The organism is Myxococcota bacterium, assembly GCA_035498015.1.
In the GTDB taxonomy this organism is placed as follows: Bacteria; Myxococcota_A; UBA9160; order SZUA-336; family SZUA-336; genus VGRW01.
Map to the genome: position 1 here is coordinate 1 of DATKAO010000157.1, position 18,519 is coordinate 18,519.

Here is an 18,519-nt window from a genome sequence, read left to right on the forward strand (position 1 = left end):
GGCGCCGAGGCGATCCGCGACGACGTGCCCGACTTCCCCGAGCTGGGCGAGCTCGACGTGGTGCGCCACTTCACGCGCCTGTCCCAGTGGAACTACGGCATCGACTCCGGGTTCTTCCCGTTGGGCTCGTGCACCATGAAATACAACCCGAAGGTCAACGAGCTGGTCGCCCGCCTGCCGGGTCTGGCCGGCGTGCATCCGCTGAGCGACGAGGCCGATCTGCAGGGCGTGCTGGCGCTGGCCTGCGAGCTCGAGGCGGCGCTGGCCGAGATCTGCGGGCTGGACCGAGTCACCCTGCAGCCCGCCGCGGGCGCCCAGGGCGAGTTCGTGGGCGTGCGCATGATCCAGGCCTACCACCGCGCACGCGGTGACACGGCCCGCACGAAAGTGCTCATTCCCGACACCGCCCACGGCACCAACCCCGCCAGCGCGGCCCTGAACGGCCTGGAGGTGGTGCCGGTGAAGAGCGGGAGCGACGGCGTCGTCCATCCCGAAGCGCTCGCGCGGCTGTGCGACGCGCAGACCGCCGCCCTGATGATCACCAACCCCAATACGCTCGGGATCTTCGAGACCCACGTCGAGAAGCTGGCCGAGGTCGTGCACGCCGCGGGGGCGCTGGTCTACCTCGACGGCGCCAACATGAACGCGCTCCTGGGCGTGGCCAAGCCCGGCCACATGGGCGTCGACGTCATGCACTTCAACCTGCACAAGACGTTCTCGACCCCGCACGGCGGCGGGGGCCCGGGCTCGGGTCCGGTCGCGGTCAAGAACGCGCTCGCGCCCTTCCTGCCCACGCCGGTGATCCGGCGCGAAGGCGACCGCTACCGGCTCGACGACGAGTTCCCGCACTCGATCGGCCGCGTGCACGCCTGGTACGGGAACGCCGGCATCTGGCTGCGCGCGCTGGCCTACATCCGCACGCTGGGCGCGGCGGGTCTGTGCGACGTGACCTCGCGCGCCACGCTGAACGCGAACTACGTGCTCGAGTCACTGCGCGAGGTGTACGACGCGCCCCACGCGCAGCGCGTCATGCACGAGTGCGTGCTCACCGACCGGCGCCAGAACGAGTTCGGAGTCACGACCTCGGACATCGCCAAGCGCCTGATGGACTACGGCTACCACCCGCCCACGATCTACTTCCCGCTCGTGGTCAGCGGCGCGCTGATGATCGAGCCGACCGAGTGTGAGTCGCAGGAGACGCTCGACGGCTTCATCGAGACCATGCGCACGATCGCGCACGAGGCCCGGACCGAGCCCGGCTTGGTGACCGGCGCGCCCACGCGGCCGATCGTGCGCCGCCTCGACGAGGTGCGTGCCGCCCGCAAGCCGCGCCTGCGCTGGAAGAGGGAGAGCTGAATGCGGCGCAGCCGCCCCGTTGCGGCGTTGATGCTCGCGCTTTTGACTCTTGGGCCCCCTGCCCCGGCACTCGCACAGAACCCGTTCGCCAGCGAGATCACGGTCGAGCGCGAGAAGGAGATGTGCGCCGAGATCCACGCGCAGATCCGCCAGGAGATGAAGCTGGTCCAGGACCCGGTGGTGCTCGACTACGTGGACGAGGTCGGCGAGAGCCTGGTCAAGGCGATCGAGCCCACGCCCTACATCTTCCGCTTCTCGGTGATCGACGACCCGGTGCTGAACGCCTTCACGATCGGCGGCGGCTACGTGTACATCACGACCGGCGTGCTGCAGCAGGCCGGCGACGTGAACGAGCTCGCGGGCGTGATGGCGCACGAGATCGGCCACGTGTACAAGCGCCACGTGGCCCGCCGGAACGAGGACCAGGGTCTCTCGACCTTGCTCACGATCGCGGGACTCGCCGCCGCGATCGCTTCCAAGCAGCCGGGCGCGCTGATCGCGGCGCAGGGCTTGAACGTGTCACTCCAGCTGAAACACTCGCGCCAGTTCGAGTCCGAGGCGGACCGCGAGGGCATCGCCATCATGAGCAAGACCGGCTACGACCCGGAGGGTATGCGCCGCTTCTTCCAGCGCATCCTGGCCGAGAACCCGACCGCCGGCGCGGGCATCCCGCCCTACCTCTTCACTCACCCCGCCGTGCAGGAGCGCATCGCCGCGACCAAGGTCGAGATGGAGCGCATCGGCGTGCCCAAGGGCGTGAAGCGCGAGGACCCGCAGCTCGCGGTGGTCCAGGCGCGACTCACCGAGCTCCTGTCTCCCGACCCGAGCGGAGCGAGCGGGCTGCACGCGCGCGCCTCGTTCGACGCCTCGAAGACCGATCCCCTGCTCGCGCAGGCGCGCGAAGCGGTGGTCGACGGCGACGACGAGAAGGCAGACGGCCTGTTGCAGAAGGCCGAGAAGGCCGAGCCCGGTGACCCGCGCGTGGCGATCGAGCGCGCGCACCTGATGATGAGCCTGGGCAACTACGAAGCGGCGCGCCGCCACCTGGAGCGCGCGCTCCAGCTCGATCCGACCGTGCCGCTCGTGCAGTACGAGCTGGGCGCGGTGCACGCGCGCCTGGGCAACAAGTCGCGCGCCGCGTTCTATCTCGAGCAGGCGGTCGCGAACTTCCGGCCGCACACCGCCGCGCGCCGGCGCGCCGAGCTCGAGCTCGCGCGGCTCGAGTTCAAGCTGCTCGAGGAGAGTGGCCTGGCCAACGGCTCGGGGCCGACCGAAGCGCGCAGCTTCAAGCGCGGCGAGCCCGTGACCTGGTTCGGCGAGATCAGCCGGCGCTTCTACCCGACCAACCCCGAGTTCATGGTGCGCTGGATCGACCCGCACGGCGCCACGGTCTACAACGAGCGCGTGCGCATGAGTCCCACGGGCAAGGTCTCCTCGACCTTGAACACCGCGAACGCCACGACCGGGAAGTGGCACGCCGAGGTGCGGGTCGAAGACACGGTGATCGAGACCTACGACTTCGACATCCAAGCGCCCGCCGCCTGAGCGCGTTGGACCGGCGCACCGCCGCGATCTACGAGTCCGGCGCGCGCAGCTGGATCGCGCGCCGCGACATCGACGCGCCGGCCCTGCGCAGGCTGCGCGAGCTCGCGGCCGGGCTGCCGCGCGGCGCGCGCGTGGCGGACCTGGGCTGCGGGCCGGGCTGGTTCGCCGCCGCGCTGCGCCGGCGCGGTCTCTCGGCGGTCGGGCTCGATCTCACGGCCGAGATGCTGCGCGCCGCGCGCGCCGGCGAGAGACGCGGGGCCTGGCTGCGCGGCGACCTGGCGCGGCTGCCGTTCGCGCGCGAGTCACTCGACGCGGCCTGGGCCAAGAACAGCTACCTCCACCTGCCCTTCGCCGAGCTGGCTCCGGCGCTCGCCGACCTGCACGGGGCGCTGCGGCCGGGCGCGCCAGTCACTCTGTCGTTCCTGGCGTTCGACCCAGCGCGGCCGGCGCGCGCGCTCGCGCCCGGCGTGAGTGAGCTGCGCGCGCGCGGCGAGCGCGGGCTCTCGGGGCGCCTGTTCACCTCGCTCGCGCCCGACGCGGCGCGCGACCTGCTCGAAGGCGCGGGCTTCCGCGTGCGCGAGGTCGCGAACCAGGAGCGCCTGTGGCTGCGCGCGACGCGCGCGCGAGCGCTGCCGGACTCGGTGCGGCCGGGCCTGCGCGCGCTGGTGGTGGGGCTCAACCCCTCGCCCGCCGCCGCCGCGACCGGCATCGCCTTCGCAGGCGCGAACAACCGCTTCTGGCCCGCGGCGCGGCGCGCGGGCTGGGTGACGCGCGAGCGCGACCGGGCACACGCGCTCGCGCGCGGCATCGGCTTCACCGACCTGGTGAAGCGGGTGACCCCAGGGGCCGGCGCGCTGCGGCCCGCCGAGTACCGGCGCGGCCTGGCGCGGCTGCAGCGCCTGGTCGAGCGCTACCGCCCGCGCAGCGTGGTGTTCGTGGGGCTGGCCGGCTTTCGCCACGCGGTCCAGGCGACGGCGCGCCCGGGAGCGCTGCGCGGCGGCTTCGCCGGCCGTCCCGCCTACCTCTTGCCCTCGACCTCGGGCCGGAACGCCCGCGTGTCACTCGCGGAGCTCGCGCGCCACCTGCGGCGCGCGGCCTCACTCGGCGGCTGACGCGCGCTGGCTATAATGCGGTCATGCCGTTCCGCATGAACTTCAGAGACACCGAGCATTCGCAAGCGGCCCAAGACGAGTGCGAGGCGCTCGCGCAGGCCGTACGCGACGAGTTCCCCGAGACCTCGCGCGTCGAAGTCACCGTGAGTCACGATCGCGGCGAGTACGAGGCGCACGTGCACGTCACCGGGAAGGACATCGACCTGGCGTCGAGCGCCCGGAGCCGCGAGTCGATCGAGGGCGCCGCCCGCGATGCCTTCCACAAGGCCCACGCCCAGCTGCGCAAGCACCACGAGAAGGCGATCTTCAAGCACCGGAGAGACAAGACGTAGTCCTGGGGCGGCGAGGCGAAGGCCGCCTGAGCCGAGCCCGCAAGCGCTCGGACTCACCCGATGATGAAGTGGATGCGCAGGGCGAGATACATGCTGCCCTGGAACTTCAGCTTGCCCTTCATCACCGCGGTCGGCGCCTTGATCATTCCGGCGTTCAGCGCGCGCCAGGTCTCGAGGTCGGTCGAGAGCACCAGGTCGGGCGCCTCGATCGGGCCCGCGCCGCCCTGCACGTCGCCTTCGCCGATCTGCAGCCAGTAGAGTCCGGCGCCCGGCCCGGAGAGATCGAACTGGATGCGCGCCGTCAGGTTCTCGAGCTTCTTCCGGCGCTCCGGGTCGCTGCGCACCGCGTCCGGCGCCCAGGCACGGAAGAATTCTTCGGGCGCGATGTCGGCCGGCGGCCGGGCTCGGTCACTCACCCGCGCAGTCTAGCGCGAGCCGGCGGCCGGTTCCGTGTGCCCGGCCGGCGTGGTGGGCGAGGGCGTGCCGCGGCCGAGGTAGAAGCCCTGGCCACACTCGATGCCCAGGCCGCGAATCACCTCGAGCTCGTGCTCGGTCTCGATGCCTTCGGCGATCAGGATCGAGCCCATCTTCCCGGCCACGCCGCGCAGGCCGCGCAGCAGCTCCTGCTTTTCCGGGCTCTCCTCGATGCCGCGCACGAGTGACATGTCGATCTTGAGAAAGTCGGGCGACAGCTCGAGCGCCGCCTCCAGGCTGGAGAAGCCCGCGCCCGTGTCGTCGAGCGCGATGCGGAAGCCCAGCCGCGAGAAGTGATCGGTCGCTTCGCGGAAGATCGGGAAGTTCGAGATCGCCTGGCGCTCCGAGACTTCCAGCACCAGGTTGCGCGGGCCCAGGCCCAGGCTGGCGAGTGTCTCGCGCACGCGCACCGCCTGGAAGTCCGGGTCCTGGATGCAGGTGGGCAGGATGTTGAGGAACAGGAGCTGCTCCGGCGCGATGCCGCGCGCGTTCGCGAGCGCGCGCCGCCGGCACAGGCTGTCGAGCTCGTACTCGCGGTCAGCCTGCTCGGCCACGCCGAACAGCGCCCCCGGCGTCTCCATGCCGGTGCCCGACGGCCCGCGCGACAGCGCCTCGAAGCCGATCACCTCGCGCGCGGCGAGCCGCACGATCGGCTCGAACACGGTCGAGATGCTCTCCTCGAGCAGGATCCGGTCGAGCGCGGCCGCGCGGTCGCGATGGCGGCGCTCGCGCTCGAACTTGGCGGCGCTGAGCGTGGTCTCGATCAGCCTGCGGATCTGCGCCTCGGGCCGCTGGAAGGGCCGGTGCAGCACGAAGCCCGTGCCGATCGGGACCTCGGGCCGCTCGTGCAGATACGGATAGACGATGCGCTTGAGACACATCGCGACGTAGGAGCGCAGCTCCTCGGCCAGGCGCGGCAGGTCGTGCAGCAGGAACGACGGCTCGCCGCGCGGCTTGGGGATGAACACCAGGATGTGCTCCTCCTCCAGCGCCCCGCAGGTCACCACCACCTCGTCGCCGACCTCGCGCGCGATGCGCGTGCGCACGCGCTGGGTCAGTGAGTCGAGCGCGGTGCGGAACGCGCGCGCGCCGTACAGCCGCTCGATCTCGAGCAGCGACGACGCGTCGACCAGGAGCAGCGCCAGGGCCGACTCCTTCACCAGGAGCCCGGCGAGGGATCCGAGCTGCTGGCCCAGCGGCGGCAGCAGCCGGTCGCCGTACAAGGCGATGACCCGGTCGTGGGTGTCTATCTGTGTCTCGTCGCGGTCGTCGGCCATGGAGCCCCGGGGGAAACGCTCGTCCCGCGGCTCCATCGGTACTCTGCTGACGGAGCTTGACCCGAAGCGCGTTTCGCGTCAGCCCAGATCGGGCGCGGGCGCGACCAGCTCGTAGATCATGCTCAGCGTGACGTGGTTCGCGGACTCGCTCTGCACCACGTGATGCACGTGACAGGGCGTCTGCTCGAGGAACTTGTTGACTTCCTCCTCGAGCTCCTTGGGCAGCCCACGGAACACATGACAGCGCAGCGCCTGCATTCTCGGACCTTCCCTTTCCCGGTCGTCAGTACCGCTTCATGTCTGGATCGACCTCGACCGCCCACGCCTCGATCCCTCCGGCGAGGTTCGAGACGCGCTCGAAGCCTTTGGAGCGCAACAGCTCACACGCGCGCCGGCTGCGCCCGCCGGTGCGGCAGTGCACGACCACGTCGCGCGCGCGCCAGGCGTCGAGCTCGGACAGCTGCGCCTCGAGCTGCCCGAGCGGCAGGAGCCGCGCGCCGGGAATGCGGGCGATCTCGGCTTCGAACGGCTCGCGCACGTCGAGCAAGAGCAGGTCGTCGCCCGCGTCGAGCCGCGCCTGCAGCGCGCGCGGGCCGAGCTCCGGGACCTTGGCCTCGGGCGCCGCGCGCGAGGCACAGAACGCCGCGTAGTCGATCGGGGCGGTGATCGTCGGACGCTCGCCGCACACCGCGCACGCCGGGTCTCGGGGGATGCGGAAGCTCTTGAACTCGAGCGCGAGCGCGTCGTAGACCAAGAGCCGGCCGACCAACGGCTCGCCGATGCCCAGCAGGAGCTTCAGCACCTCGGTCGCCTGCAAAATGCCGATCACGCCCGGCAACACGCCCAGCACGCCGGCCTCGGCGCAGTTGGGCGCGAGCTCGGGCGGCGGCGGCTCGGGGAACAGGCACCGGTAACAGGGCCCGCGCCGCGCGTCGAACACGGCCACCTGGCCCTCGAAGCGCATCACGCTGCCCGAGACCAGCGGCTTCTTCTGCCACACGCACACGTCGCTCGCGAGATAGCGGCTGGGGAAGGTGTCGGTGCCGTCGAGCACCACGTCGTAGCCGGCGAAGATCTCGCGCGCGTTCGCGGCCTCGAGCTTGACCTCGTGCAGCGTCACCTTCACGTCGGGGTTCAGCGCGCGCAGCCGGTGCGCCGCGACTTCGGTCTTGAGTGACCCGACGTCGTCGGTCGTGTACAGCACCTGGCGCTGCAGGTTCGACACGTCGACCGCGTCGAAGTCCACCAGTCCCAAGTGACCCACGCCCGCCGCGGCGAGATACAGCGCCGCGGGAGAGCCGAGCCCGCCGGCGCCGATCAGGAGCACGCTCGACGAGAGCAGCTTCTCCTGGCCTGCGGGCCCCACGCCGTCGAGCAGCAGGTGTCGCTTGTAGCGCTCCATCTGCTCGGAACCGAGACGGGACATGACTGAAAAGGTAGCGCGCCTACCCGCCGGCTGCTTTCGAGGTGTGTTGCGCGATCGTCTCGAGCAGGGCCAGCCGTTCGATCGGCTTGGTCGCGAACGCGTCGCAGCCTGCCTCGATGCAGCGCTGGCGCTCGGAAGGCAGCGCGTGCGCGGTGAGCGCGATGATCGGGGCGGTATAGCCGTGGTCACGCAGCTGACGCGTTGCGGCGTAGCCGTCGAGCACCGGCATCTGCACGTCCATGAGCACGACCACGAAGGGCGTTCCCTCGTCCGCGGCGGCGAGCGCGAGCTCCACGCCGACCAGACCGTTCTCGGCCACGCTCACTTCGTAGCCTGCACGCTCGAGCACGTGGCGGATCACCCGCTGGTTGTCGGGGCCGTCCTCCACCACGAGCACCTTGCCGTGCGCGCGCAGCTCGCGCAGCGCGGCGCGGAAGCCGCCGGTCGACGGCGTGTCCGGATCGTCCGACGCGTCGCCCTCGGCGGACTGCGCGGGCAGGCGCACGCGGAACGTGCTGCCGCCACTCACCACGCTGGTGGCGGTGATCGCGCCGCCGAGTCTCTCGACCAGTCTCTTGGTGATCGCGAGCCCGAGGCCCGTGCCGCCGAAGCGGCGCGTCATCGAGCTGTCGCCCTGGCGGAACGGCTCGAAGATCTGCGCCAGCACGTCGGGCGCGATGCCGATGCCCGTGTCCTCGACGTCGATCTCCAGCGTCTGGTCGAGTGAGTCGAAGCGCAGCCGGATCGCCACGTGACCCGCCGACGTGAACTTCACCGCGTTCCCGATCAGGTTGAGCAGGATCTGGCGCAGGCGCACGGGGTCGGAGAGCAGCCGCTCCGGCACCTGCGCATCGAGGTCGAGCTTGAGCGCGATGCCCTTGTCGGCCGCGCGCGGGCGCAGGAGCTCCGCCACGTCGGACACGATGCGCCGCGGCGAGCACGGCAGGTTCTCGATCTCGAGCCGGTTCGCCTCGATCTTCGAGAAGTCGAGAATGTCGTTCAGGATCTCGAGCAAGTAGGCGCCGTTGCGGCGGATCGTCCGCAGCGCCTCGAGCCGTTCGGTGGCCGTGGCGACCCCGCCGTCCTCCATCAGGATGTCGGTGAAGCCGAGGATCGCGGTCATCGGCGTGCGGATCTCGTGACTCATGTTGGCCAGGAACTCGGTCTTGGCCGCGGCCGCGCGCTCGGCCTTGCGCCGCGCGCGCTCGAGGTCGGAGTTGGCGCGCTCGAGCGCGCGCGCATAGCCGCGCAGCCGCTGCTCCTCGCGGCGCCGGCGCTCGATGTTGCGCAGCACCACGGTGCGCAGCTCCTCGCCCGCCAGCCGGAACACGCCGATCGTGACCGCCACGTGCACCGTCTCGCCGCTCTTCAGCGCCGCCGCCAGCTCCAGGTTCGCGCGCCGGCGGTAGGTCTCCGCGGCGTCGCCCTCGCCCAGCTCGGCGGCCGCGCGCTCGAGGTCGGGCAGGAGCTGCGAGATCGAGGCGCGCGAGAGACCGTGCGCGTCGGTCTGGAACAGCTCGCAGGCGGCGCCGTTGTGGAACGCGACCGTGCCGTCGGTGCGCACCACCAGGATCGCGTCGCGCATCGACTCGAGAATGCCGCGCGTCAGCGCCTCACTCGCTTCGAGCGCAGCCGATGAGCGCATCTGCGCCAGCTCGAGCCCCGCGCGCGTGGCGCTGCTCTGCAGGAGCGCACGATCGCGCGCCGACGCGGGCAGAGGCGCATCGTGCATGGCCACCAGCACGCCGAGGAGGCGGCCGTCCTGCGAGTGGATCGCGTGCCCCACGTAGCCGCGCACGCCGAGCTCGATCAGCATCGCCGCGTTGGGGTACTTCGCGGGCACGCCGTCGTTGAGCTCGCAGTAACCTTCGGCCGCGGCCACGCCGCACGGCGTCTCCGACAAGCGGTAGCGCGCGCCACGAGTCACGCGCTTGCCGTCCCAGAACGCCAGACACTCGAGCTCGTCCTCGCCGCGGACCATCGCAACGACCGCGAAGCGCGTGCCGAGCGCCTGGGCCAGCCCGCGCACGAGCGCGGGGAAGAACGACTCGCCGCTGGCGGACGCGGTCTGCTCGAGCAGCGCGCGTGCGCGTTGCTCGCCCTTCGATCGCCTGGGGGTGCGCTGCTTCATCGCGACTCGCGGTGGGCGGGGATACTGGAATTTTCGGCCGGTCCGCGAACGCGCTGAATGCCGGAGGAGGGACTCGAACCCTCACGCCTTTTGGGCACGCGATTTTGAGTCGCGCGCGTCTGCCAATTCCGCCACTCCGGCCAGGGCGCGCAGTATGGCCCCGTTGACCCTCCCGGGCCACCCGCCTAACCTCGCTGCCTCCGAAGACCCGGGGCTGTAGCTCAGCTGGGAGAGCGCCTGAATGGCATTCAGGAGGTCGGCGGTTCGATCCCGCTCAGCTCCACCATCTTCGGACATCAAGGACGCGCAGCGGACTTTCGGATCTCTTTGACGCCGGCGTTGAGCTGGCGTCGCAGCAAGGCGCGCAGCGTGGCGCCGTCCGCGTAGCCCACGCGCGCGGCGATCTCGTCGACGCTGGCCTTGCCCGTCCGCAGCAGGTGCACGGCGCGCTCGACGCGCAGGCTCTGGAAGTAGGACAGCGGCGACTTGCCGAGCACGCTCTCCATGTGTCGCGCGAGCGTGCGCTTGCTGGCGCCCACCGCGCGCGCAGCCTCGTCGAGCGAGAAGCCGCGCGCCAGCCGGGCGCGCGCCCAGCTCTCGAAGCGCTGCACGACCGGATCGTCGTGCACGAGGTGGTCGCTGAGCGCGTACGCGGACTGGGAGGGGCGAGAGTCGACGATCAGATACTGGGCGGTGAGTGCCGCGAGCTGCGGGCTCACGCGCCGCACGAGCCAGAGCGCGAGGTCCATGTGGCCGAGCGCGGCCCCTGCCGTGGCGAACCTGCCCGACTTCACGATCATGGTCGACTCGTCGAGCGTCACGCCCGGGTAGCGCCGCCGGAACGTGGGCGCGAGCCACCAGCTGGTGGTCGCGCGCTGCCCGGCGAGCAGCCCGGACTCGGCCAGCACGAAGGTGCCGATGCACGCGGCAGTCACGAGTGCGCCTCGGCGCGACCAGGCGCGCAGCGCCGCGCCCGCATCGGACACGTCGGGCCGGGCCAGCGCCCGCTCGAGTGGCTCGGGCATCTTGAAGGCGATCGCGGGCACGACGACGACGTCCGGCGCGCGCTTGGCGATCGCAGTGACCGGAACCCGCAGCCCGTGCGCGCTCCGCACCGACTTGCGCACGCCGACGATGCGCGTATCGAAGCGCTCCACCGCCAGGCCGGCCACGGCGATCAGCTCGTTCGCGGTCTCCAGCGCGTCGAGCACGGACGCGAGACCGAGGTCGAAGACGTCGTCGAGCGCGAGCACGTCGATGCGCATGGCAATAATGATACTAAACTTGGCGATCTTGCCATCGCCACCAACGCTGGCTCCACCTACGCTCCTGACCATCCATCCACCCCTCACTCAGTAAGGAGACAAGACATGGTGAAGCTCTCGTTGTTCGTGCGACTCGAGGCCAAGCCCGGCAAGGAGGCCGACGTGGCCGCGTTCCTGAAGCAGGGCCTGGAGCTCGCGAACCAGGAATCGGCCACGCCGGTCTGGTTCGGGCTGCGCATGGGGCCCTCGACGTTCGCGGTGTTCGACTCGTTCGCCGACGAGTCGGGCCGCCAGGCCCACCTGAACGGCCCGATCGCAAAGGCGCTGATGGCGAATGCCCCGGCGCTGCTCGCCACGCCCCCGGTGATCGAGCGGCTCGAGGTACTCGGCGCCAAGCTCCCCTAGGCACGCATGCGCGCTCGGGGGCGGTGCTACCCTGACCCCGGATGGCACTCGCCCCCGAGCAACGCGCCGGCTGGGAGCGCGATGGCTTCTTCATCGTGCCGCGCTTCGCCGGCCCGAGTGTCTGCAAGGACATGCTGGCCCGGGTGTCCGAGCTGTGCACGCGCGCCGAGGCCGGCGCCGAGGTCGCCGATGCGCTGCGGCTGGCCGAGCCGGCGCTGCGCACGGCGCCGGGCAGCGCGGCGGAGCGCACCTCGAAGCTGTTCCGCGTGCACCGCCATGAGCCGGTGTTCAACGCGTTCTGCCGGGAGCGGCGCCTGCTCGCGCTGGTGGCGGACCTGCTCGGAGCCGACCTCGACTGCTTCCTGTCGCAGTTCATCTTCAAGAACCCGGGCGCGCTCGGGCAGCCGTGGCACCAGGATGCGTTCTACTTCCCCTTCGACCGCCGGCCGCAGGTCGGCGTGTGGCTCGCAGTGACTGCCGCGACGCTCGAGAACGGGCCGCTGTGGGTGCTGCCCGGCTCGCACCAGGAGCCCATCCATACGGTGGTGCCCGACCGGCGCGAGCACGCGCAGATGGGCTACGTGGAGATCGTCGACCACGACATGAGCGGCGCGCGGCCCGTGCTGCTCGAGCCCGGAGACGTGCTGCTCTTCCACGGCCATCTCATGCACAAGTCGACCGACAACCGCTCCGCGGGCATGCGCGCCGCCATGGTCTACCACTACGGCGAAGCCGGCACGGTCGATCACACGCTCGAGCTCCGGGACTTCACGCTGAACGACTGGCTGCCGGTGCTGCGCGCCGGTGCGCCCGTGGAGTGACTCGTGTCGAAGCCCCCCTTCACGACGCTCGGTCTGGACCACGTGGTGCTGCGCGTGCGCTCGCTGGAGCGCGCGCTGGCGTTCTACACCGGCGCGCTCGACGGCGCGGTCGAGCGCCGGCTCGACTCACTGGGGCTGGTGCAGGTGCGGCTGGGACGCTCGCTGGTCGACCTGGTGCCCGTCGAGTCGCCGCTGGGCAAGCTCGGCGGCGCGGCCGCAGGTGACTCGGCGCGCAACCTCGACCACTTCTGCGTGCGCATCGAGCCGTTTCACGAGGCCGAGCTGCGCCGCCACCTGGCCGCGCACGGCGTCGAGGCGCTGGGCGAGGTGGGCACGCGCTACGGCGCCGACGGGAACGGGCCGTCGCTCTACGTGAAGGACCCCGACGGCAACACCGTCGAGCTGAAGGGGCCGCCCGAGCCCCCGAAGTAGCGGCCATGTGCGGTCGCTACACGCTGCACACCGAGAAGGAGGCGCTGGCCGAGCGCTTCGACTTCGACCCCGCGGCGCTCGCGGGCGGCCCCGCTCGCTACAACATCGCGCCGACCCAGAACGTGCTCACGCTGGTGGCCGGCGAGTCCCGCCGTGAGCCGCGCATCATGCGCTGGGGCCTCGTGCCGCCGTTCGCGAAGGAGATCGGCGCGACGGCCCGGATGATCAACGCGCGCGTCGAGACGCTGCACCAGAAGAACGCCTTCCGCGAGTCACTGCGCGCGCACCGCTGTCTCGTGCTGGCCGACGGCTTCTACGAGTGGCAGGCCGGGGGCCCGGGCGGACGGCGCGTGCCCCACTACGTGAGCCGCGGCGACGGCGCGCCCTTCGCGATGGCCGGGCTGTTCGCGGAGTGGCGCCGGCGCGGCGAGCTTTTGGGCGAGATCCTGCTGTCGTGCGCGATCGTGACCACGGCGGCGAACGCGGTGGTCGAGAAGCTGCACGATCGCATGCCCGTGATCCTGCCGCGCGCGGCCGAAGGGCCCTGGCTCGACCACGCGCTGGACGGGAAGACCGAGGCGCTGCTCGCCCTGCTCGCGCCCGTGCGCGCCGAGGAGCTGCGCGAGCACCCGGTGTCGCGGCGCGTGAACTCGGTCGGAAACGACGACCCGTCGCTCCTGGCCCGCGACGACAGCGAGCCGTCGCTGGGCTTCTTCTGAGCGTGGGCAGCGTACCCACGCGCTCGCGAGTCAGACTTTGAGCACGACCTTGCCGAAGTGACTGCTGGCCTCGACGCAGTCGTGCGCGGCCTGGGCCTCGGCGAGGGGCAGCACGCGGTCCACGATCGGCCGCAGCTTGCCCGACTCGAGCGCCGCGCCGAACTTCGCGCGGAAGCCGCGCACGATCTCGGCCTTCTCGGCGATCGGCCGCGCGCGCAAGGTCGAGCCGATGATCGAGAGGCGCTTGGCGACCACGAGCCCCAGGTTCGCCTCGGCGCGCGCGCCACCCATGAGCCCGATCAGCACGAGCCGCCCGCCGAGCTTCATGCAGGTCAGGTGCTGCGCGAGATAGGGCCCGCCGATCGAGTCGAGCACCACATCGACGCCCGCGCCGCCGGTCTTCTCGAGCACTGCAGGCGCGAAGTCACCTTGGGTGTAGTCGAGCGCGACGTCGGCGCCGAGCTCGAGACAGCGCGCGCACTTGGCGGCGCTGCCCGCGGTCACGATCGAGTGCACGCCGGCCGCGCGCAGGAGCTGGATCGCCGCGGTGCCGATGCCGCTGCCCCCGCCGTGCACCAGCGCCCAGCCGCCCGCGGGCGCATGCGCGAGCTGGAACAAGTTCAAGTGACAGGTGAGGAAGACCTCGGGAATGCCCGCGGCCTCTTCGAGCGAGAGCGCCTGGGGCACCGGCATGACGGAGCCCGCATCGACGCAGGCCTCTTCGGCGTAGCCGCCGCCGGCGAGCAGCGCCATGACCCGCTCGCCGCGCGCGAAGCCGGTGACTCCAGGCGCGCTCTCGATCACCGTGCCCGCGCATTCGAGCCCGAGCACCGGCGAAGCCCCGGGCGGCGGCGGGTAGAGGCCGCGGCGCTGCATGAGATCGGCCCGGTTGACTGCGGTTGCCGCCACCTGGATGCGCAGCTCACCCGCGCGCAGCTCCGGCTTGGGCGCCTCGCCCAGCACGAGCCGCGCGTCCTTGCCCTCTCCGACGATCTGGATCGCGCGCATCGGTGGCGCAGCATACCGCGGGCCGCGCCTTGCGCGCGCGCCCGCGAGCCATGAGCTTGGCGTGCGTGCGGGCGATCGCGCTTCTCGGACGTGACTGGACGGAGCTCGGGCCGCTGGCGCTGGCCGAGCTGCCGGACGGCGGAGCGCTGGCGCTCTCGCGCGGCGCGCGCCCCAAGGCCTACGCCCACACCGACCCCAACGAGGACGCGGCCCTCCTCGTGCGCACGCCGAGCGGCGTGCTGCTCGCGGTCGCCGACGGCTTCAACGGCAGCGAGGCTTCGGAGCTCGCCGTCGCGCGCGCCCGCGCGCGCGCCGCCGAGCTGGTCGAGGCCAGCGGCGACGCCTTTCGCGCCGAGGTCCTGCGGCTGGCCGACGAGGTGCTGCGCGGGCTGCCGCGCGGCAGCCGTTCGCGCTCGTGTCTGGTGCTGGCCGCGCTGCGCGGCGACCGGGTGGAGCTCGCGAGCCTGGGCGACTCGAACGCCTTCGTCGCGGGCGTGCCGTTCGGCCTGGCCAACGACAATCCGCTCCTCTTGGGCAACCCCGAGTCACTCGCGCGCGTGCGCCCCGAAGTGTTCCACTGGCGCAAGACGCGGCCCGCCGCCGAGCGCATCGCGCTGGTCTCCGACGGGGTCACGAACTTCACGCGCGACATCCCGGGCATCGCGCGCGTGCTGGCCGAGGCGCCGAGCGACCTCGCGGCCGCGCGCGCGATCGCCGAGGAGGCCTTCGCGGGTGGCGCCGGCGACAACGTGGCAGTGGCCGTGTTTGCGGGCCGCGCCGGAGTGTGAGAGCTTCAGCCCGAGCGTGGGTAGGGTGCCCACGCGAGACTCAGGTGGATCCGTGGCGCTGCGCGTGAAGGGCATCCAGCACCTGAATCTCTCCGTCGCCGACCTGGCGCGCGCGCGCGCGTTCTACACGGACGTGCTCGGCTTCGAGCTCTCGTTCGCCAAGGGCGACACGGTCTGGCTCGACGCGGGCGGCGACCTGCTCGGTCTGTCCGAAGGCGCGCGACCCGAGGCGCACGGCTTCGAGCACTTCGGCTTCATGGTCGACGGCCCGGCCGAAGTCGACCGCTGGAGCGAGCAGCTGCGCGCGCACGGAGTCACTCTCGAGAAGGGTCCGTACGACCGCTCGGATGGACGCTCGGTGTACTTCCGCGATCCGGACGATCATCTCTTGGAGATCTTCTGGGTCGATCCCAAGTTCCTCGGGTCGTCCCGCAGCTGAGACGTCCCGGCGTCGGGACCGGCAGCGCGTGGCGGCGGCGTCGCGCGCGCGCGTTCTCCACGAAGTCACTTCGCAGTGCGCCGCCACGTGCGCGTGCGTTTGCCGGCAGCGCCTCGCCGTGCGCGTGCACCTCGCCGGCAGGTGCGCGCAGCTCGGTCCCGAGGGCGGGAAGGAGCTGCCGCAGGCAACACGCGGGCAGCGCGCCCGCAGTCACTCGCCGAACGCGTCGCACCGGCTGCGCGCCCGGGCGTGGCGCGCGTGGGCAGCGCCGACGGCACGCGCCTTGAAGTATCCGGCGGCGCATGCCTCTGCCGACCGCCGACCCTCACCGACCGGGCCTCCTGTTCGTCGATGACGAAGTCAACATCCTGAAGGCGCTGGTGCGCTTGTTCCGCGCCGAGCCCGTGCGCGTGTTCACCGCGAGCTCCGCCGCCGAGGCGCTGGCGCTGGTCGCGTCGGAGCCGATCCAGGTCGTGGTCTCCGACCAGCGCATGCCGGGCACGACCGGCGTGCGGCTCCTGGCTCAGGTGCGCGAGCGCCGGCCCGAGGTGGTGCGCATCCTGCTCACCGGCCACGCGGAGATCGCGGTCGCGGTCGAGGCGATCAACTCCGGCGAGATCTTCCGGCTCTTGACCAAGCCCTGGAACGACGACGAGCTGCGCGCCACCGTGCGCCAGGCGCTGGCCGACTGCGCCATCCGCGCCGAGGTCGCGCGCCTGCACTCGCTGCTCCAGGCGCAGAACGCGTCGTTGCACGAGATGAACCAGTCACTCGAGCGCAAGGTCGCCGAGCGCACCGGCGAGCTGGAAGCGAAGAACCGCGAGCTGCGCACCGCCTATCTCTCGACCGTGCGCGCGCTGTCCGAGGCGGTCGACGCCAAGGATCCCTACACGCGCGGTCACTCCGAGCGCGTGGGGGTGTACGCCTCGCGCATCGCGCGGGAGCTGGACTGCAAGCGCGAGTTCATCGAGCGCATCTACCTCGCGGGGCTGCTGCACGACATCGGCAAGATCGGCATCCCGGACGCGATCATCGGCAAGCCCGAGCGACTCACTGCCGCCGAGTACGAGCTGATGAAGCGCCACCCCGAGATCGGCGCGCGCATCCTCGAGCCGGTGGCGTTCCTGGCCGACATCGTGCCGTGCGTCCGTCACCACCACGAGTGGTACGACGGCTCGCCGCTCGGCTATCCGGAGAGACTCGCCGCCACCGAGATCCCCTACCCCAGCCGCATCATCCTGGTGGCGGACACCGTCGAGGCCATGACCTCCGACCGGCCCTATCGCAAGGCACTCCCATTCGCGCGCGTGATCGACGAGATCCAGCGCTTCCGGGGCACGCAGTTCGACCCTGCGGCCGCCGACGCCTTCCTGCGCCTGGCCGAGCGCGAGGAGGAGGCGTTCATCGAGACCGCCTCGAAGTTCGACATCGAGGACTTCGTGTCGCGGCCGAGTGAGCCGACTTGAGCGGCCAGCGCGACGAGGAGCCGCTCGAGCTCGACCCGACCCCCGCGGAGGACGACGCGTTCGACGACCCCGAGTCACTGGAGCGCCTGCGCGCCAACGCCTTCGAGAGCGTGGGCGCGCCCTATGCCGAGGGCATCCTGTACGGGATCGGCCTGGCCGAGGGACTGAGCGACGCGCTGCGCGTCGCCGGCCGCTTTGCCGGCGCGCACGGCGGCACGCCGGGTCACGCCGGGCCGGGACTCGACCTCCTGTTCCGCCCCGCCGGGCTGGACCGCCAACGCCGGTTCGGCGGCACGCTGGCCGGCTCGGTCGAGGCCACCGTCCACCGCCGCCGCTACGGCGGCGCGGCGGAGCCGATCTGCCACGTGAGCGCGGGCTACTGCTCGGGCTGGTACTCGGCGCTGTTCGGCGAGTTCGTGCTGGTGCGCGAGCGCGCCTGCGCCGCCGCGGGCGCGCCGATGTGCGAGTTCGAAGCGCGGCCCGTCGAGCACTGGACGGGCCCGGGCGATGCCTGGGCCCAGCGGCTGCTCAAGTATCTCGACTTCGAGGCCATGCGCGAGGCCGCGGCCAAACGCCTCGCCGCCGACCTCGACGGCCCCGAAGGCGACATGATGGGCGCCTTCGACCCGCTCTCGCCCGCGGTGCACGTGTGGGGCCCCGTGATGATCCTGCCCTACTCGGGCGCCGGTGACTCGCTGGCCGCGCTCGAGACCATCACCGCCGACCTCGGCGAGCAGGCCATCCGCGTGGTCGTCCTCGACGTGACCGGCGCGCGCGTCGACGGCGTCGAGGCGCTGGGCCTCGTGCGCACGCTCGACGACCTGGCCCGCCGCGGCATCGAGAGCGTGATCGTGGGCGTTCGCGATGACGCCGCCGCCAGGTGGCTCGGCGAGAGACTCGCCCTGCCCCTGCGCGCGCGCGACATCTCGGAAGGCATCCGCCTCGCGTTCCAACTGGCTACGTTCGCCTGACGGCTCACTGCGCGGCCCTGCGGGCCTTGCCGGCTCGCTCAGGGCGGCCTTCGCCTCGCCTTCCAATTGGCTACGTTCGCCTGACGGCTCACTGCGCGGCCCTGCGGGCCTTGCTGGCTCGGCTCAGGGCGGCCTTCGCCTCGCCACGGTTACGTGAGCTGACGCACCTTCACGCCCGCTTCGCGGAACAGCGAGACGGAGACTTCGCCCAGCGGGAAGTCGGCGGCGTAGACGACCTCGGACAGGCCCGCGTTGATGATCATCTTGGTGCAGATGAGGCACGGGCAGAACGTGGTGTAGACGGTGCCGCCGCGCACGCTCACGCCGTGGTACGCGGACTGCGTGATCGCGTTCTCCTCGGCGTGACTGCACAGACACTCGTCGAGGCGGGTGCCGGACTCGGCGGCGCCCGCGCAGCGCGGGCAGCCGCCCTCGTTGCAGTTGCGGATGCCGCGCGGCGTGCCGTTGTAGCCGGTCGAGATGATGCGGCGGTCGAGCGCGATCACGGCGCCGACCTTGCGCTTGATGCAGTTGCTGCGCGAGGCGACCACG

At 71.7% G+C, this 18,519-nt stretch carries 20 protein-coding genes and 2 tRNA genes; 13 read left to right on the plus strand and 9 right to left on the minus strand.

Going from position 1 to position 18,519, the window contains the following annotated elements; all coding sequences use genetic code 11:
- The 4 genes from gcvPB to VMR86_14335 form a co-directional block, all read left to right on the plus strand.
- Positions 1 to 1,356: aminomethyl-transferring glycine dehydrogenase subunit GcvPB (gcvPB, locus tag VMR86_14320; GenBank protein HTO08222.1), on the plus strand; the 1,356-nt coding region annotated here is incomplete at its 5' end.
- Positions 1,357 to 2,901, plus strand: a complete 1,545-nt coding sequence (locus tag VMR86_14325) for a M48 family metalloprotease (protein ID HTO08223.1) — start codon at positions 1,357 to 1,359, stop codon at positions 2,899 to 2,901. It begins immediately after the preceding gene.
- Positions 2,902 to 2,906: 5 nt separating this feature from the next.
- Positions 2,907 to 4,013, plus strand: coding sequence for a methyltransferase domain-containing protein (locus VMR86_14330; protein ID HTO08224.1), 1,107 nt, complete (start codon positions 2,907 to 2,909; stop codon positions 4,011 to 4,013).
- Positions 4,014 to 4,036: 23 nt separating this feature from the next.
- Positions 4,037 to 4,345, plus strand: a complete 309-nt coding sequence (locus VMR86_14335) for an HPF/RaiA family ribosome-associated protein (GenBank protein ID HTO08225.1) — start codon at positions 4,037 to 4,039, stop codon at positions 4,343 to 4,345.
- A gap of 53 nt (positions 4,346 to 4,398) precedes the next feature.
- Here VMR86_14335 and VMR86_14340 read toward each other — a convergent pair whose 3' ends face one another.
- From VMR86_14340 to VMR86_14365, 6 genes are all read right to left on the minus strand, one after another.
- The gene (locus VMR86_14340; GenBank protein ID HTO08226.1) at positions 4,399 to 4,761 is read right to left on the minus strand and encodes an SCP2 sterol-binding domain-containing protein; all 363 of its coding nucleotides are present in this window, start codon (positions 4,759 to 4,761) and stop codon (positions 4,399 to 4,401) included.
- A 9-nt stretch (positions 4,762 to 4,770) separates the two neighbouring features.
- On the minus strand, positions 4,771 to 6,132 hold the full coding sequence (locus VMR86_14345) for an EAL domain-containing protein (GenBank protein HTO08227.1): 1,362 nt from the start codon (positions 6,130 to 6,132) through the stop codon (positions 4,771 to 4,773).
- A gap of 42 nt (positions 6,133 to 6,174) precedes the next feature.
- Complete coding sequence (locus VMR86_14350; GenBank protein ID HTO08228.1) at positions 6,175 to 6,354, minus strand: hypothetical protein; 180 nt, start codon at positions 6,352 to 6,354, stop codon at positions 6,175 to 6,177.
- A 25-nt stretch (positions 6,355 to 6,379) separates the two neighbouring features.
- Positions 6,380 to 7,522: a molybdopterin-synthase adenylyltransferase MoeB gene (gene moeB / locus VMR86_14355; GenBank protein ID HTO08229.1), complete on the minus strand. Its 1,143-nt coding sequence runs from the start codon at positions 7,520 to 7,522 to the stop codon at positions 6,380 to 6,382.
- A gap of 19 nt (positions 7,523 to 7,541) precedes the next feature.
- On the minus strand, positions 7,542 to 9,653 hold the full coding sequence (locus tag VMR86_14360; GenBank protein HTO08230.1) for an ATP-binding protein: 2,112 nt from the start codon (positions 9,651 to 9,653) through the stop codon (positions 7,542 to 7,544).
- 58 nt (positions 9,654 to 9,711) lie between these two features.
- A tRNA-Leu gene (locus VMR86_14365) sits at positions 9,712 to 9,794 on the minus strand.
- 69 nt (positions 9,795 to 9,863) lie between these two features.
- Between VMR86_14365 and VMR86_14370 the strand changes: the two genes are divergently transcribed.
- Positions 9,864 to 9,939: transfer RNA gene (locus tag VMR86_14370), tRNA-Ala, on the plus strand.
- Between the two features lie 10 nt (positions 9,940 to 9,949).
- Here VMR86_14370 and VMR86_14375 read toward each other — a convergent pair.
- Positions 9,950 to 10,918 carry a helix-turn-helix domain-containing protein gene (locus tag VMR86_14375; GenBank protein HTO08231.1) on the minus strand — a complete coding sequence of 323 codons (969 nt, stop codon included), beginning with the start codon at positions 10,916 to 10,918 and terminating at the stop codon, positions 9,950 to 9,952.
- A 105-nt stretch (positions 10,919 to 11,023) separates the two neighbouring features.
- Here VMR86_14375 and VMR86_14380 point away from each other — a divergent pair, with 105 nt between their 5' ends.
- Genes VMR86_14380 through VMR86_14395 form a run of 4 tightly spaced genes read left to right on the plus strand, consistent with a single transcriptional unit; the run spans position 11,024 to position 13,295 of the window.
- Complete coding sequence (locus VMR86_14380) at positions 11,024 to 11,323, plus strand: antibiotic biosynthesis monooxygenase (protein HTO08232.1); 300 nt, start codon at positions 11,024 to 11,026, stop codon at positions 11,321 to 11,323.
- A 41-nt stretch (positions 11,324 to 11,364) separates the two neighbouring features.
- Entirely contained in the window at positions 11,365 to 12,144 is a 780-nt protein-coding gene (locus tag VMR86_14385) for a phytanoyl-CoA dioxygenase family protein (protein HTO08233.1), read from the plus strand.
- 3 nt (positions 12,145 to 12,147) lie between these two features.
- On the plus strand, positions 12,148 to 12,576 hold the full coding sequence (locus VMR86_14390) for a VOC family protein (protein HTO08234.1): 429 nt from the start codon (positions 12,148 to 12,150) through the stop codon (positions 12,574 to 12,576).
- A gap of 5 nt (positions 12,577 to 12,581) precedes the next feature.
- Positions 12,582 to 13,295 (plus strand): SOS response-associated peptidase, encoded by a 714-nt coding sequence (locus VMR86_14395; GenBank protein ID HTO08235.1) that lies wholly within the window; start codon positions 12,582 to 12,584, stop codon positions 13,293 to 13,295.
- 30 nt (positions 13,296 to 13,325) lie between these two features.
- Here the strand turns inward: VMR86_14395 and VMR86_14400 are convergent, their stop codons facing one another.
- Positions 13,326 to 14,303 carry an NAD(P)H-quinone oxidoreductase gene (locus VMR86_14400; GenBank protein ID HTO08236.1) on the minus strand — a complete coding sequence of 326 codons (978 nt, stop codon included), beginning with the start codon at positions 14,301 to 14,303 and terminating at the stop codon, positions 13,326 to 13,328.
- 65 nt (positions 14,304 to 14,368) lie between these two features.
- Between VMR86_14400 and VMR86_14405 the strand changes: the two genes are divergently transcribed.
- The 4 genes from VMR86_14405 to VMR86_14420 all read left to right on the plus strand — a co-directional run bounded on the left by VMR86_14405 (position 14,369) and on the right by VMR86_14420 (position 17,967).
- Positions 14,369 to 15,091, plus strand: coding sequence for a PP2C family serine/threonine-protein phosphatase (locus VMR86_14405; GenBank protein ID HTO08237.1), 723 nt, complete (start codon positions 14,369 to 14,371; stop codon positions 15,089 to 15,091).
- A 52-nt stretch (positions 15,092 to 15,143) separates the two neighbouring features.
- Positions 15,144 to 15,530, plus strand: a complete 387-nt coding sequence (locus VMR86_14410) for a VOC family protein (protein HTO08238.1) — start codon at positions 15,144 to 15,146, stop codon at positions 15,528 to 15,530.
- A 302-nt stretch (positions 15,531 to 15,832) separates the two neighbouring features.
- Positions 15,833 to 16,996 (plus strand): HD domain-containing phosphohydrolase, encoded by a 1,164-nt coding sequence (locus VMR86_14415; protein HTO08239.1) that lies wholly within the window; start codon positions 15,833 to 15,835, stop codon positions 16,994 to 16,996.
- A complete protein-coding gene (locus VMR86_14420) occupies positions 16,993 to 17,967 on the plus strand; it encodes a V4R domain-containing protein (GenBank protein ID HTO08240.1) in 975 nt (324 codons plus the stop codon). The genes VMR86_14415 and VMR86_14420 overlap by 4 nt, the downstream gene beginning before the upstream one ends.
- A gap of 149 nt (positions 17,968 to 18,116) precedes the next feature.
- Here the strand turns inward: VMR86_14420 and VMR86_14425 are convergent.
- The coding region (locus VMR86_14425) for a cytidine/deoxycytidylate deaminase family protein (GenBank protein HTO08241.1) at positions 18,117 to 18,519 on the minus strand (403 nt) is incomplete at its 5' end.

Coding starts and splice junctions, on each gene's coding strand:
- VMR86_14325 (HTO08223.1), top strand. CDS start 1,357: ATGCGGCGCAGCCGCCCCGTTGCGGCGTTGATGCTCGCGCTTTTGACT.
- VMR86_14335 (HTO08225.1), top strand. CDS start 4,037: ATGCCGTTCCGCATGAACTTCAGAGACACCGAGCATTCGCAAGCGGCC.
- VMR86_14345 (HTO08227.1), bottom strand. CDS start 6,132: ATGGAGCCGCGGGACGAGCGTTTCCCCCGGGGCTCCATGGCCGACGAC.
- VMR86_14350 (HTO08228.1), bottom strand. CDS start 6,354: ATGCAGGCGCTGCGCTGTCATGTGTTCCGTGGGCTGCCCAAGGAGCTC.
- moeB (HTO08229.1), bottom strand. CDS start 7,522: ATGTCCCGTCTCGGTTCCGAGCAGATGGAGCGCTACAAGCGACACCTG.
- VMR86_14360 (HTO08230.1), bottom strand. CDS start 9,653: ATGAAGCAGCGCACCCCCAGGCGATCGAAGGGCGAGCAACGCGCACGC.
- VMR86_14375 (HTO08231.1), bottom strand. CDS start 10,918: ATGCGCATCGACGTGCTCGCGCTCGACGACGTCTTCGACCTCGGTCTC.
- VMR86_14380 (HTO08232.1), top strand. CDS start 11,024: ATGGTGAAGCTCTCGTTGTTCGTGCGACTCGAGGCCAAGCCCGGCAAG.
- VMR86_14385 (HTO08233.1), top strand. CDS start 11,365: ATGGCACTCGCCCCCGAGCAACGCGCCGGCTGGGAGCGCGATGGCTTC.
- VMR86_14395 (HTO08235.1), top strand. CDS start 12,582: ATGTGCGGTCGCTACACGCTGCACACCGAGAAGGAGGCGCTGGCCGAG.
- VMR86_14400 (HTO08236.1), bottom strand. CDS start 14,303: ATGCGCGCGATCCAGATCGTCGGAGAGGGCAAGGACGCGCGGCTCGTG.
- VMR86_14415 (HTO08239.1), top strand. CDS start 15,833: ATGCCTCTGCCGACCGCCGACCCTCACCGACCGGGCCTCCTGTTCGTC.